14 protein-coding genes are annotated in these 12,853 nt (G+C 70.1%); 8 read left to right on the top strand and 6 right to left on the bottom strand.

What is annotated here, in order from left to right:
* The first annotated feature begins 16 nt into the window (after positions 1-16).
* From ACIRB4_RS05480 to ACIRB4_RS05470, 3 genes are read left to right on the top strand one after another with little or no spacing between them, the layout of a single operon-like run.
* Entirely contained in the window at positions 17-904 is an 888-nt protein-coding gene (locus tag ACIRB4_RS05480; RefSeq protein ID WP_403288583.1) for a carbohydrate ABC transporter permease, read from the top strand.
* The gene (locus tag ACIRB4_RS05475) at positions 898-1,734 is read left to right on the top strand and encodes a carbohydrate ABC transporter permease (RefSeq protein WP_403288582.1); all 837 of its coding nucleotides are present in this window, start codon (positions 898-900) and stop codon (positions 1,732-1,734) included. The genes ACIRB4_RS05480 and ACIRB4_RS05475 overlap by 7 nt, the downstream gene beginning before the upstream one ends.
* Before the next feature lie 31 nt (positions 1,735-1,765).
* Complete coding sequence (locus ACIRB4_RS05470) at positions 1,766-2,593, top strand: sugar phosphate isomerase/epimerase family protein (protein ID WP_403288580.1); 828 nt, start codon at positions 1,766-1,768, stop codon at positions 2,591-2,593.
* A 28-nt stretch (positions 2,594-2,621) separates the two neighbouring features.
* Here ACIRB4_RS05470 and ACIRB4_RS05465 read toward each other — a convergent pair whose 3' ends face one another.
* The 4 genes from ACIRB4_RS05465 to ACIRB4_RS05450 form a co-directional block, all read right to left on the bottom strand.
* Positions 2,622-4,577: a galactose oxidase-like domain-containing protein gene (locus ACIRB4_RS05465; protein ID WP_403288579.1), complete on the bottom strand. Its 1,956-nt coding sequence runs from the start codon at positions 4,575-4,577 to the stop codon at positions 2,622-2,624.
* Between the two features lie 3 nt (positions 4,578-4,580).
* Complete coding sequence (locus ACIRB4_RS05460) at positions 4,581-6,410, bottom strand: glycosyltransferase family 2 protein (RefSeq protein ID WP_403288578.1); 1,830 nt, start codon at positions 6,408-6,410, stop codon at positions 4,581-4,583.
* 215 nt (positions 6,411-6,625) lie between these two features.
* Positions 6,626-6,919 carry an MTH1187 family thiamine-binding protein gene (locus ACIRB4_RS05455; RefSeq protein WP_356891378.1) on the bottom strand — a complete coding sequence of 98 codons (294 nt, stop codon included), beginning with the start codon at positions 6,917-6,919 and terminating at the stop codon, positions 6,626-6,628.
* Positions 6,916-7,260, bottom strand: a complete 345-nt coding sequence (locus ACIRB4_RS05450) for a DUF3817 domain-containing protein (RefSeq protein ID WP_403288577.1) — start codon at positions 7,258-7,260, stop codon at positions 6,916-6,918. Before ACIRB4_RS05450 ends, ACIRB4_RS05455 begins: the two co-directional genes overlap by 4 nt.
* 107 nt (positions 7,261-7,367) lie before the next feature.
* Here ACIRB4_RS05450 and ACIRB4_RS05445 point away from each other — a divergent pair, with 107 nt between their 5' ends.
* The 4 genes from ACIRB4_RS05445 to ACIRB4_RS05430 all read left to right on the top strand — a co-directional run bounded on the left by ACIRB4_RS05445 (position 7,368) and on the right by ACIRB4_RS05430 (position 10,037).
* On the top strand, positions 7,368-8,006 hold the full coding sequence (locus ACIRB4_RS05445) for an AIM24 family protein (protein ID WP_403288576.1): 639 nt from the start codon (positions 7,368-7,370) through the stop codon (positions 8,004-8,006).
* A 1-nt stretch (position 8,007) separates the two neighbouring features.
* Positions 8,008-8,658: an AIM24 family protein gene (locus ACIRB4_RS05440; protein ID WP_403288575.1), complete on the top strand. Its 651-nt coding sequence runs from the start codon at positions 8,008-8,010 to the stop codon at positions 8,656-8,658.
* On the top strand, positions 8,655-9,440 hold the full coding sequence (locus ACIRB4_RS05435; RefSeq protein WP_403288574.1) for an AIM24 family protein: 786 nt from the start codon (positions 8,655-8,657) through the stop codon (positions 9,438-9,440). Before ACIRB4_RS05440 ends, ACIRB4_RS05435 begins: the two co-directional genes overlap by 4 nt.
* A gap of 120 nt (positions 9,441-9,560) precedes the next feature.
* Positions 9,561-10,037: a MarR family winged helix-turn-helix transcriptional regulator gene (locus ACIRB4_RS05430; protein ID WP_403288572.1), complete on the top strand. Its 477-nt coding sequence runs from the start codon at positions 9,561-9,563 to the stop codon at positions 10,035-10,037.
* Positions 10,038-10,100: 63 nt separating this feature from the next.
* Here ACIRB4_RS05430 and ACIRB4_RS05425 read toward each other — a convergent pair whose 3' ends face one another.
* Positions 10,101-11,519, bottom strand: coding sequence for an ATP-binding protein (locus ACIRB4_RS05425; protein ID WP_403288571.1), 1,419 nt, complete (start codon positions 11,517-11,519; stop codon positions 10,101-10,103).
* Positions 11,516-12,181: a response regulator transcription factor gene (locus ACIRB4_RS05420; protein ID WP_403288570.1), complete on the bottom strand. Its 666-nt coding sequence runs from the start codon at positions 12,179-12,181 to the stop codon at positions 11,516-11,518. Before ACIRB4_RS05420 ends, ACIRB4_RS05425 begins: the two co-directional genes overlap by 4 nt.
* 119 nt (positions 12,182-12,300) lie before the next feature.
* Between ACIRB4_RS05420 and ACIRB4_RS05415 the strand changes: the two genes are divergently transcribed.
* On the top strand, positions 12,301-12,837 hold the full coding sequence (locus ACIRB4_RS05415; protein ID WP_403288569.1) for a PepSY domain-containing protein: 537 nt from the start codon (positions 12,301-12,303) through the stop codon (positions 12,835-12,837).
* Positions 12,838-12,853: the final 16 nt, after the last annotated feature.

The raw sequence follows: 12,853 nt of genomic DNA, 5'->3' as shown, positions 1-12,853 counted from the left end.
GAAGGGAAGAATGCCGATGCGCACCATGTGCCGAAGGGCGCTCGGGCTGGCGTGGGTCGTTCCGGCCCTCGTCCTGCTCGGAGTCTTCGTCTACCTGCCCCTCGTGCAGAACGTCGGGTTCTCCACGCTCACGTGGGACATCTACAGCGGTGACCAGGAGTACGTCGGCCTGGAGAACTACCGCCGTCTCGTCGGCGACCCGGTCTTCTGGTCGTCGTTCGCCAACAACCTCTGGTACGCGGTCCTCTCCATCGTGTTCCAGGTCTTCGGCGCCCTGCTGCTCGCCGCGCTCGTCGAGAGCGTGCGCGGCGAGCGATGGCAACGCGCCCTGCGCGCCGTCTACTTCATCCCCTCGGCGATCTCGCTGACCGTCGCCGGTCTGCTCTTCCACTTCGTCTACGAGCCCAACATCGGCCTGCTCAACCATGTGCTGGACGCGGTGGGCCTCGGCGGGTTCGCCCAGGCGTGGCTGGGGCAGGAGGACACGGCGATGTTCGCGATCATCGCCATGAGCCAGTGGCAGGGGTTCGGGTACTGCACCCTGCTCTTCGCCGTCGCCATCCAGCGCATCCCCTCCGAGCTCTACGAGGCGGCCGCCCTCGACGGCGTCGGACCCGTCCGCCGCTTCTTCCAGGTGACGCTGCCGCTGGTGCGCGAGATGACCGGTCTCATGGTGATGGTGACCGTCTCCGGCGCGTTCCAGGTGTTCAACGAGGTCATGGTGATGACCAGTGGAGGCCCGAACAACTCGACCCAGGTCCTCGGCACCTGGCTCTACCGCAACGGTTTCGTACGCAACGACTTCGGCTCGGCCGCGGCGATCGGCACCGTGCTCTTCGTGATCACGCTCACCATCGCCATGGCGCAGCTGTGGATCACCCGTAGGAAAAGGGTGGAATGGTGACTCGTCTCGGCTTCCTCGGCGTCATCGCGCGCCTGTTCATGTGGGCCTTCCTGCTCGGCCTGGCGGTGGTCGTGCTCTATCCGCTGCTGTGGATGGTCCTCAACGGCTTCAAGACCAACGCCGAACTCTTCGACAACCCCTTCGCGGTCCCGGACACCTGGAGTGTCGAGAACTACCGGAAGGCGTGGAACCGCGGGGTGGGCGACTACCTCACGGCCAGTGTGCTCGTCACGGTGACGTCGACGATCGCGACCGTCTTCATCAGCGCCTGGGCCGCCTACGGCCTCACCCGGGTGGACATCCCGCTGAACAAGGCGCTCACCGCGGTCATCCTCGGCGGGCTGATGCTCACTCCCACCGTGGCGCTGGTGCCGCTGGTGCGGATGTTCCAGGCGATGGGCCTGTACAACAGCTTCTGGGCGCTGCTCATCCTGTACACGGCCTTCCGGGTGCCGTTCACCACCTTCCTCATCCGCGCGTACATGATCGACCTTCCGCGCGAGGTCGACGAGGCGGCCGAGATCGACGGCGCCGGCCGCTGGACCGCCTTCTGGCGGATCATCCTGCCGATGTGCAAGCCGATCATCACCTCCACCGTGCTGCTGCACGTCCTGTTCGCCTGGAACGAGTACCTCTTCGCGATGGTGTTCACCAACGGCAGCGACGTCCAGACCCTGCCGGTCGGGCTGACCAGCCTCATGAGCAAGCACGGCACGGACTTCCCCGTCGTCTTCGCCGGCATGGCGATCGCCGCGGTCCCGGTGGTGCTGCTGTTCTTCTTCGGCCAGCGCTACATCGTCAAGGGCCTCGCCGACGGCATCGGAAAGTGACCGCACGCCCCGCCCCCATGACAGGAGCCTCATGGCCCTCTCCTCCCGGCAGATCACCGGATCGAACTTCGCCTACCAGCACCTGCCGTTCGACACCTTCCTCGACGACGCGGCGGATCTCGGGCGCGAGAAGCTGGAGCTGTGGGGCATCGCCCCGCATCTCCACGTCCCGCGGCTGAGCGACGCCGACGCACGCGGTGTCCGCCGCTCCATCGAGGCGCGCGGACTCGCCGCGTACTGCCTCACCCCCGAGCAGGTGATGTACCCGGTCAACGTGGCCTCCCCGGTCGGCTGGCTGCGCGCCGAGAGCATCGCCCTGTTCCGCCGCGCGGCCGAACTGTGCGTCGAGCTCGGGGCGGAGCTCCTCCTCCTGACGCCCGGGCGCGGCTACGAGAACGAGGCCACGGGCTCCGCGTGGCGCCGCTCCGTCGACGCGATCGGTGAGATCGCCGCCCACGCCGCCGCGCTCGGCGTGGAGTGTGTGCTCGAACCGCTGCAGCGCGTGGAGTCGAACCTGGTCAACGACTCCCGCACGCTGGCGGCCATGCTCGGCGAGATCGGCGCGGCCAACCTCGGAGCCGTCCTGGACACGGTGACGATGGCCGTCGCGGGCGAAAGCGTCGACGACGCCTTCGAGGCGCTCGGCGACCGCGTCCGGCACGTCCATCTCGTCGACGGCCGGCCGGCCGGACACCTCGCCTGGGGAGACGGGGAGCTGCCGTTGGCCGACTACCTCTCGGCGCTCGACCGCCGGGGGTACGACCGCTGGATGACGTTCGAGCTCTTCGGCGACGGCGGCTACGCGCGTGACCCGCGGGCGGCGGTCGAGCAGTGCCACGCGCGGGTCGGCCTCTCCTGACCCGAGGACACCGGGACCGTGCCGTGCGCTAGCCGACCTGGATCCACTTCGCCTCGGACGGTGTGCCGTCCCCGTCCGTCACGAAGAGCATGTACCAGCCGGGCGGCACCAGCGTCCTGTCCTGGGGCACCCGGACGGTCACCGAATCCCTGGTCTTCGTCAGGCCGAGGGCGATCGAGCGCTGTTCCACGTCCGTGGTGTGGGTGACGGCGCTGGGCCGCATCAGCCGGGCCCTGGTGATCCGGGCCGCGTCCTTCGTACGGAAGGTGGCGCGGCCGTTCTGGTCGATCTCCTGCGGTCCTTCGCCGAGGGCGGGGCGGTCGGCGCCCGCCTTGTGCAGATAGGGCGGGGTGAAGACCTCGATGCGCTGCTCGAACGTGCCGAGCTTGGTGTTGTCCTTGTCGTCGAAGAGCGGGTCGGAGCCGAAGGTGGCGACCCGGCCGTCGGGCAGCAGCAGCGCCTCGGAGTGGTAGTTGCGGCCGACCGTGGGGTCGGCGGCCGCGGTGAAGGCGTTGGCCGCCGGGCTGTAGAACTGCGCCTTGAGGATGTCGCTGCCGCTCCGGCCGCGGTACTCCCTGGAGCCGCCGGTGGTGAAGACGGTGTCGTCGGGCAGGAGCACGCTGCTGAGGTAGCGGGTGCCCTGGGGCAGCGCTGGCCCGTCCCGGAAGACCGGACTGGCCTCGGACAGGTCGATGATGGCCGTACGGGCGGTGGACTTCGGGGACTCGCCGACGCCGCCACCGCCGAGGACCATGACCTTCTGGTCCTGGACGGGCGGCAGCATCAGGGAGGCGGAGGTCTCCAGCTGGTCGGGGTCGGTCAGCCCGCCGATCCTGGTGAAGGTGTTCTTCTCCAGGTCCCACAGGCCCGGTTCGCGGCCCTTCTCGGCGGGGCCGTAGCCGGCGTTGGAGCCGCTGTAGAGGAGCTTGCCGCCCTTGGTGAGGAAGAGGGAGGGGTAGGTGGGGAAGTAGCGGAAGGGGCCCTTGGACCACTTCTTGGTCGTGGGGTCGTAGATCTCGTTGTCGCCGGGGACGACGTCGCCGACGTCGTTCAGGCCGGAGACGGCGAGCACCCTGCCGTCGTCGAGGGTGACGAGCGTGGGGTACCAGCGGGCGTCCTTCATCGGGGCGACGGGTATGTACTTCTCGGCCCTGGGGTCGAACTCGTACGCCGCCTTGATGCCCTGGAAGTCCTGCTTCTCGGTGGTGAGCCGCTGGGCGAGGCCGTAGACGTTGTCGGCGTCGGCGCCCTTGAGGCCGACGATCTCGTACTGCGCCGCCTCCGTGGTGAGCGCCTGCGCGCCCTCCTGCCTCGCCTCGACGAAGACCCGCGCCTCGGCGGCGGTGACCTTGGTGTTCCAGGGCTTCATCTGCCCGCTCTCGAAGTACGAGACCTCGAACTCGCGCTGGGCCTTGGGGACCGTCACGTCGAACTTGGAGACGTACTCGACACCGGAGGGCGAGCGGAAGACGGTGCCCTTCTTCAGGGTGATCGCCTTGTCGGGGCTCTCGTTCTTGACCCGCATCCCGCCGCCGGCCTTCTTCACCTCGCCGTCGAGGATCTCGTAGCGGGCGGTGCCGCCGGCGACGAGGAGGCGGCCGTCGGGGAGTTGGGTGTGTCCCGCGCAGAAGAAGTCCTCGGGGGTCGGGATCTTCTTGAAGGTGTTCTTCGCCGGGTCCCACAGGACGGTCTCGAAGGTGCCCGAGTCGAACTTCTTCTGGTCGTTGCCCGAGCCGGCGATCAGCAGCACCTTGCCGGTGCGCAGGAGCGCGGCGTGGATGGCGTTGACGCGGTACTCGTCGGGGACGGCGACCTTCGCCCAGGAGCCGTACTTCCGCTTGTACCCGGGCTGGGCGATCTTGTAGGCGTGGTACCTCTCCTCGATGAAGGAGAGGGCGGCCGGGGCGTTGAGCGCCGCGAGGACCATGACGGCGCCGCCGCCGAGGAGTGTCTTCCTGAGCTTCTCCGACGGCCGGTGGTCCATGGCTCAGTTCCCTCCCGTCGTCGTGGGCGCGGGGGCGGGAGCGGGCGTGGCGGTTCCCGCGGCGGCGGTGGTGGTCTGGGTGACCTTGGCGACCAGGGCGGCCGGCTCGCCGGCGGCGGCGGGGTGGAGGGCCATGGTCCTCCTGGCCTCGGCCCGGGCGCGCCGGTCCCGCAGGGTCGTCCAGCTCCAGATGGCGACGGGGGCGAGTGCGATGGCGAGGGCCAGGACGGCCCAGGTGCGCATGGCGGCGTGGGTGTGGCGGAAGTGGACGGAGGCGGCGAGCGAGGCGATGAGGACCGCGGCCCAGAAGAGGTGGACGCGGAAGGTGCTGAGCCGGTCGGGGCTGGTCTCACCGCCCTTGGGGGTGACGACGAACCGGCCGCTGGTGCGCGCGATCGCCGAGCCGAGCGACATGAGGTAGATGGGGGCGGAGAGCGCGGACATCGCCATGCCGGCCAGACCGCCGGATCCCTCGGGCTCGTGGGGCGAGACGTTGTGGCGGCGGTTCCACAGGTACAGGCCGATCTGGAGAGCCACCGCGTCGCTGTAGATCATCAGCCAGACCGCGGAGGAGACCTGGGTGCCGGACGCCCCGAGCCAGAGGAACAGGACGCAGCTGAGGACGCCGAGGAACCAGTTGACGGCGGTCATCGGGTAGTAGACGAGCATCAGGGTGTAGTTGAGGAAACGGCCGGGCGGAATCCGGAAGGGCGCCTTCCAGTACTGCTTGAACAGCGTCTCGTACGTCCCCCGGGACCAGCGCAGTTGCTGGGAGAAGAAGTCGGTCCAGGAGACGGGCCCCTCGCCGACCGCGAGCACGTCGGGGGTGTAGACGGAGCGCCAGAAGCGGCCGGTGCGCGGGTTCCTGGCGCGGTGCAGTTCGAAGCCGGTGGCCATGTCCTCGGTGATCGAGTCGTACAGGCCGCCGATCTGCCGGACGGCGGCGATCCGCACGACGTTGTTGGTGCCGACGAACATGGGTGCGTGGTAGCGGTTGCCGGCCCGCTGGATCAGCGCGTGGAAGAGGAACTGCTGGGACTCGGCGGCCTTGGTGACGGCGGAGGTGTAGTTGCCGTACACCTGCGGTCCGACGACGAAGGCGACGTCGGGGTCGCGGAAGTAGCCGAGCATCCGCTCCAGGAAGTTCGGCAGCGGTACGTGATCGGTGTCGACGGAGGCGAAGAAGTGGTACGCGCCCCCGTGCATCGCGATCCACGCGTTGTAGTTGCCGTGCTTGGTGCGGGCCTTGTGGGCGCCGGACGGGCGGTTCCACTCCGGGACGCCGGCGCGGGTGAAGTGCCGGACGCCGAGCTCCGCGCAGAGGGCCTTCGCCCGCTCGTCGTCGCCCTCGTCGAGGAGCCAGACGTCCCGCGGGCCGCAGTGGCGCAGCCGCACGGCCCCTTCGAGGGTGGCGCGGACCATGGAGAGGGGTTCCTTGCCCGGTACGTACGTGGTGAGGAAGGCGACGCGGGTGCCCTTCTCGGGGTACACGGGTACGGGGTCGCGGGCGACCATCGTGGCGTGGGCGATCGACGCGACGTTCACCAGCATGAAGAGGCAGATCAGGCCGATCGACACCAGCATCACGGTGTCGAACGCGACGAGCCACCGGTCACCGCCCTCGCGGACGGTCCAGTGGCTGGGCCAGACGAGGTAGGCGAGCAGAAGCGCGGACAGCAGGGGCGCGAGGGACATGAGGAGGACCGCGCGTACGCGGTGCGGTTCCTTCGAGAGCAGACTGCGGTAGCGCACCTGGTAGGCGTCCGTGTCCGGCTCCGTGAGCGGACCGGCGAGTCGGCTGTAGGTGTCGTAGTCGTAGCCTCTCGACCGCACGGTGCCTCCAGCTGTCGTCGAACAGGTCGATAACCCCACGAAAGGGGAGACTGTTCGGTGTGTCGACTGGAGTAGTCCGAGCGAGCGGTTTACTCCGCACGGAGGAATGGGGGCGGCACGTACGCCCATTCGGGGAGGCGCGGGGCCGTTGCGGCGCGCGGCGACGACGAAGCCCCCCGGCCGTGGGCCGGGGGGCTCGCGTACGGGTTTGCACCTCAGGCCGAGAGGTGGCGCTCCACCGTCTCGACCTTGGAGGTCAGACCGTCGGTGACACCGGGCCGGACATCGGCCTTGAGGACCAGCGAGACCCGCGGCGCGCGGGCCTCCACGGCGGCGACGGCGCGCTTGACGACGTCCATGACCTCGTCCCAGTCACCCTCGATCGAGGTGAACATGGCGTCGGTGCGGTTCGGCAGCCCCGACTCCCGGACGACCCGGACGGCGTCGGCGACGTACTCACCGACCTCCTCGCCGACGCCCAGCGGGGTGACGGAGAAGGCGACGATCACGCGTTCACCGTGCCCTCGCGGCGGGCGCGGGAGGCGATGACCGCGTCCTGCGCCTCGCGCTTCAGCCTGCGCTCGGCGAAGAAGCCGCCGAGGGGCAGCACGGAGAGCACGAAGTAGAGCGCCGCGGTCTTGATGTTCCACTTCGTACGGTTCCAGGCGTCGAGCCAGAACAGGACGTAGAGGATGAAGAGGATGCCGTGGATCGCACCCATCACCGGCACCGCGTTGAAGTCCGTGGTCCGCTTCAGCACCGAGCAGACCAGCAGCAGGAGGAACGACACGGCCTCCGGAGCCGAGACGAGCCGGAGCCGGTGGAGGGAGGAGGCGGTCTTGATGTCCACGGGAGGGGTCACCTTCGTTCGATCTTGTGAACGGACGCACAAGGGCCCGTCCATTGTGCACGCCGACTTTGCTGTCTCTTTATCCGGGGGCCCAGTACCGTCACTGCGTGGCAACGTTCCGACTCCAAGGCAGCAAGGTGCTGGCCGTCGACATGACCGGCGACGCCGTCAAGGCGAAAAACGGCTCGATGGTGGCCTACGACGGCCAGATGGCCTTCAAGAAGATGTCCGGCGGCGGTGAGGGCCTGCGCGGGATGGTCACCCGCCGGCTCACCGGCGAGCAGATGGAGCTGATGGAGGTGAAAGGCCAGGGGACCTGCTGGTTCGCCGACCGCGCGTCCGAGATCAACCTCGTCTCCCTGCACGGCGACAAGCTCTGGGTCGAGGCGAGCAATCTGCTCTGCACCGACGCGGGTCTGCGCACCGGCACGAGCTTCACAGGCCTGCGCGGCGGTGCGACCGGCAACGGCCTCTTCACGACGACCGTCGAGGGCAGCGGCCAGGTGGCGATCATGTCGGACGGTCCGGCGGTGGTGCTGCGGGTGACCCCGCAGTACCCGCTCGCCGTGGACCCCGGCGCGTACATCGCCCACCAGGGCAACGTCCAGCAGCACTTCCAGTCCGGTGTGACCTTCCGCACGTTCATGGGCGAGGGCGGCGGCGAGGCGTTCCAGATCCGCTTCGAGGGCGACGGACTGGTCTACGTCCAGCCCAGCGAGCGGAACACCGTGGGGGGTGACGTCTGACATGCCGTTCCGTGAGATCAACTCCAAGATGGTCGAGGCCACGGTCGTACCGGGGCAGCGCATGTTCAGCCAGCGGGGCGCGATGCTCGCCTACCGCGGCGACGTCACTTTCACGCCGAACATCGCCGGCGGCCAGGGCGGCGTGATGTCGATGATCGGCCGCCGGGTGGCGGGCGAGGCGACACCGCTGATGACGGTCGAGGGCAACGGCACGGTGATGTTCGGGCACGGCGGCCACCACATCCAGGTGATCCGGCTGACCGGCGACACCCTCCACGTCGAGGCGGACCGGCTGCTCGCCTTCGACGGGACGCTGGAGCAGGGGACGATGTTCATGGGCTCCCAGGGCGGAGTGATGGGCATGGTGCGCGGCCAGGTGACGGGCCAGGGCCTGTTCACGACGACCCTGAAGGGTCACGGCTCGGTGGCCGTCATGGCGCACGGCGGGGTGATCGAGCTGCCGATCACGCCGGGGCGCGCGGTCCATGTGGACCCGCAGGCGTACGTCGCCCACCACGGGGACGTACGGAACAAGCTGTCCACCGCCCTTGGCTGGCGCGACATGGTGGGACGCGGCTCGGGCGAGGCGTTCCAGCTGGAGCTGAGCGGCAGCGGTGCGGTGTACGTCCAGGCCTCGGAGGAGAAGCTGTGAGCGCCCCGGTGATCCACGATCCGATGACGCTGCCGTCGGACGACAACGTCAATCCGTACACCTTCTGCGTGGAGCTCAAGGGCTCCCAGTGGTTCCTGCAGAAGGGGAAGATGATCGCCTACTACGGGCGGATCGACTTCAACGGCATCGGTCACGGCCGGCTCGACCGCCTGGTCCGTACGTCCTTCCACTCGCCGCTGCACGCGAGCGACTGGGTGGTGGCGGAGGGCAGCGGCAAGATGCTGCTGGCCGACCGGGCCTTCGACGTGAACTCGTACGACCTGGACGAGGGCAATCTGACGATCCGTTCGGGCAATCTCCTCGCCTACCAGCCGACGCTGGCGCTGAAGCAGTCGATCGTGCCCGGGTTCGTGACGCTGCTGGGCACGGGCAAGTTCGTGGCGGCCTCGAACGGTCCGGTGGTCTTCATGGAGCCCCCGCTCCGGGTGGATCCGCAGGCGCTGGTGGGCTGGGCGGACTGCCCGTCGCCCTGCCACCACTACGACCACGGCTACATGACGGGTGTGATGGGCGGCGTCCGGGCGCTGACGGGCCTGGGCGGCAGCTCCGGCGAGGAGCACCAGTTCGAGTTCATGGGCGCGGGTACGGTCCTGCTGCAGTCGACGGAGCTGCTGATGGCGGAGCGCGCGACCGGTGCCGCCCCGGCGCAGCCGGGCGTGCCGGGGTCGCACCATTCCGGCCAATCGGGCCAGAGTCAGCATGGTTCCGCACCGCGTCTTCCCGGCCAGCTGGGGGACCTCCAGCGTCGCTTCGGGCTGTGAGCGGTAGTCTGCGGAGTGTGACGCCCTCGAACGTCTGCACCCGTACACCGGGGCCCCGGGTGCGTGGCGTCACACTCCCTGACTTCGTCCAGTATTCAACTTCTTAGGTAGAATCCATATATGGAGACCGAGACGGCCACCCCCTGGCTCACCGACGCCGAGCAGTGCGCCTGGCGCACCTACCTGGACGTCAACAGAATGCTGACGTACCAGCTGGAGAAGGACCTGCAGCCCTTCGGCCTGACCATCAACGACTACGAGATCCTGGTCAATCTCTCGGAGTCGGCCGAACGTCGGCTGCGGATGAGCGACCTCGCGGCGGCGACGCTGCAGTCCAAGAGCCGGCTCTCGCACCAGATCACCCGGATGGAGAACGCCGGCCTCGTCCGCCGGCAGAACTGCGAGTCGGACCGGCGCGGCCTGTACGCGGTCCTGACCGAGCAGGGCATGGACACGATGAAGAAGGTGGCGCCGCATCACGTCGAGTCGGTGCGCAAGCACTTCATCGACCAGCTGAGCCCCGAGGCGCTCGGCGACCTCCACGAGTCCCTGAAGCCGGTCGCCGACCAGCTCAGAGGCCGTCGGGGCAAGCCGTAGGCCCGAGGGTCGTTCGTTTGGGTCCGGCCTGATCCAGACGAGAAGCCCGAGGCCCGCCCGCGGTCACCCGGCGGTCGGCAGCCGCAGGGCGAAGCGCGCGCCCCCTGACGGCCCGGCGGTCACGGTCAGGTCCCCGCCGTGGCGGCGCGCCACGTCCCGGGCGATCGCCAGACCGAGGCCCGCACCGCCCTCGTCGCGCGTGCGGGCGTCGTCGAGACGGACGAACCGCTCGAAGACGCGCTCGCGTTCGGCGGCGGGAACCCCCTCGCCGTCGTCCGTGACCGCCACCACCGCCCACGCGCCCTCCTTGTGGACCGTCACCGTGATCCGGCGGCGGGCGTGGCGCTGGGCGTTGTCCAGGAGGTTGGCGAGCACCCGGGCCAGCTGCCCCCGCGACCCCGGCGCCTCGACACCCTCCTCGGCCTCCACCCGGACGGCGATCCGGTCCCCCGTACGCCGCGCCACCTCGGCCCGCACCAGCTCCCCGAGGTCCAGCCGCGTCAGCCCCGCCCGCTCCCCCGCGTCCAGACGGGCGAGCAGCAGCAGATCGGCGGCGAGCCGCTGGAGCCTGACCGTGTCCTCGACGGCGCCGGGGACGTCGAGGAGACCCGGATGCGCGGCGCCCACCTCCAACTGCGTACGCAGGCTGGCGATCGGGCTGCGCAGTTCGTGCGAGGCGTCCGCGACGAACCGGCGCTGCCGCTCCACGGACGCCTCCAGGGCGGACAGCGTCTCGTTCGTGGTCCGGGCGAGCCGGGCGACCTCGTCACCCGTCGGAGGTTCGGGCACGCGGCGGCTCAGGTCCTCCGAGGCCGTGATGGCGGCCATCTCGCGGCGGATGGCCTCGACGGGCCGCAGGGCGCGCCGGGTCACCAGCCAGGTCACGCCGCCCACCACGCCCAGCAGCACGGGCAGCCCGACCAGCATGGCGACGGACGCGGTACGCACCGCGTCCTGCTGCGCCGCAAGGGGCGCGCCCGCGTACACCCGGACCGTCTCGTCCCCGGCGTCCGCGACCTCCACCTCGGCGAACCGGTAGGCGGCGCTCCTGCCGTCCACGGTGGCCCGGCCCTCGCCGTGCCAGGTGACGGTGCCGGACTCACCGGCCCCGGGCCCGTCGTCGTCATCGTCGTCCTCCCGGCCTGCCCCTGGACTCGCCACCGGGCTGACACCGGGCACGCCGGTGCCGCTGATCGCCGTCAGGCCCTCGCTCACCGCGAGGACCCGGCCGTCCCGGTCGACGACCTGCACCGGATGGTCCTCCCCGTCCGGCAGGTCCAGGGCGGTGTACGGAGCGCCGGCCGCGATCTGCGCCGCCACCCGCCCGGCGGCACTGTCCGCCTCGGCGTCCGCCCGGCCGGCGAGGTTGGTGCGCAGCGACAGCAGTACGGCGATCCCGGCGGCGATCAGGGCCAGGGCGACCACCAGGGTCGCCCCGAGGGTGGCCCTCGCCCGTACCGAGGCGAACGGCCGGCCGCTCACCGCGCCTCCAGCCGGTATCCGGCGCCGCGCACCGTCCCGATCAGCGCGGCGCCGAGCTTGCGGCGGAGCGCGCTGACGTACACCTCGACGATGTTCGGGTCGCCGTCGTAGGCGAAGTCCCAGACGTGCTCCAGGATCTCGGCCTTGGACACCACCGTGCCGGGCCGCACCGCCAACTGCTCCAGGACCGCGAACTCCTTGGCTGTCAGGGGGATCTCCTCCTCGCCGCGGTGCACCCGGCGGGCGCCGGTGTCCACCCGCAGCTCGCCGAGGACCAGCACGGGCGAGACCCCGGCCCCGGAGCGCCGGCGCCGCAGCAGGGCCTTGATCCGGGCCACCAGGACCACGTACGAGAACGGCTTGGTCAGGTAGTCGTCGGCGCCCGTGTCCAGGCCCTCGGCCTCGTCGTACTCGCCGTCCTTGGCGGTCAGCATCAGGATCGGCACGTCGTGGCCGGCGGCGCGCAGCGCGGCGCAGACCCGGTAGCCGTTCATGCCGGGCAGCATGATGTCGAGCACGACCAGGTCGTACGCCGCCTCGCTCGCCCGGTGCAGGCCCTCCAGGCCGTCGTGGACGACGTCCACGACATAGCCCTCCGCCGTCAGGCCCCTGGCCAGGGACAGGGCGAGCCGCTTCTCGTCCTCCACGATCAACAACCGCATGCGCCCAGGTTCGCAAATCCCACCTGAAGACGGCTTCAGGTTGCTTCAGCGTGGCTTCAGGTCCGTGTCCGCACAGTGGTGTCCGTCGAAGCGAACAACCCCACCGTTCGGAGGACCTCATGAAGCGCAACATCGTCATCGCCACCGTCGCGGCGGCCGCCGTGGTCTGCGGCGGAACCGCCGCCGCCTTCGCGGCCGACGACGGCCGGCAGGAGCCGGCACCGACCCAGGTGCGGGCCGCCGGCGCGCAGCACGCGGACGACGACGAGCGCGCCGCGGCGCGTACCGCGAAGGTGACCGCCGCCCAGGCGATCGACGCCGCCCTGAAGGCGAAGCCCGGCACGGTCGTCTCCGTCGACCTCGACACCGATGACGACGGCGGGAAGGACCACCGCGGCTGGGAGGTCGACATCCTCGGCCAGGGCACCACCTCGTACACCGTCCACGTGGACCCGGCCACGGGCAAGGTCGTCGGCACCGAGACCGACGAGGACGACGCCGAGGAGGCCGACGCGGACGACGACGCCGAGGAGGCCACCGGTACCGGCACCGAGGCGCGTCAGGACGACGCCGCGGACGACACCGACGACGGGCAGGACGACGACGCCAAGGACGGCGCCGCCAAGGACGACACGGCCGACGGCGCCGACGACTGACACGCCGAGGGGCCCG

The sequence above is a fragment of the Streptomyces sp. NPDC093600 genome (genome assembly GCF_044764755.1).
Taxonomy (GTDB): Bacteria; Actinomycetota; Actinomycetes; order Streptomycetales; family Streptomycetaceae; genus Streptomyces.
The sequence above is the reverse complement of the archived record's forward strand: the minus strand, read 5'-3'. Positions and strand labels throughout refer to the sequence as shown.

Excerpts from the sequence above, each read along its gene's own strand:
- ACIRB4_RS05475 (WP_403288582.1), top strand. The coding sequence starts at position 898 with ATGGTGACTCGTCTCGGCTTCCTCGGCGTCATCGCGCGCCTGTTCATG.
- ACIRB4_RS05440 (WP_403288575.1), top strand. The coding sequence starts at position 8,008 with ATGCCGTTCCGTGAGATCAACTCCAAGATGGTCGAGGCCACGGTCGTA.
- ACIRB4_RS05430 (WP_403288572.1), top strand. The coding sequence starts at position 9,561 with ATGGAGACCGAGACGGCCACCCCCTGGCTCACCGACGCCGAGCAGTGC.
- ACIRB4_RS05415 (WP_403288569.1), top strand. The coding sequence starts at position 12,301 with ATGAAGCGCAACATCGTCATCGCCACCGTCGCGGCGGCCGCCGTGGTC.
- ACIRB4_RS05480 (WP_403288583.1), top strand. The coding sequence starts at position 17 with ATGCGCACCATGTGCCGAAGGGCGCTCGGGCTGGCGTGGGTCGTTCCG.
- ACIRB4_RS05420 (WP_403288570.1), bottom strand. The coding sequence starts at position 12,181 with ATGCGGTTGTTGATCGTGGAGGACGAGAAGCGGCTCGCCCTGTCCCTG.
- ACIRB4_RS05470 (WP_403288580.1), top strand. The coding sequence starts at position 1,766 with ATGGCCCTCTCCTCCCGGCAGATCACCGGATCGAACTTCGCCTACCAG.
- ACIRB4_RS05465 (WP_403288579.1), bottom strand. The coding sequence starts at position 4,577 with ATGGACCACCGGCCGTCGGAGAAGCTCAGGAAGACACTCCTCGGCGGC.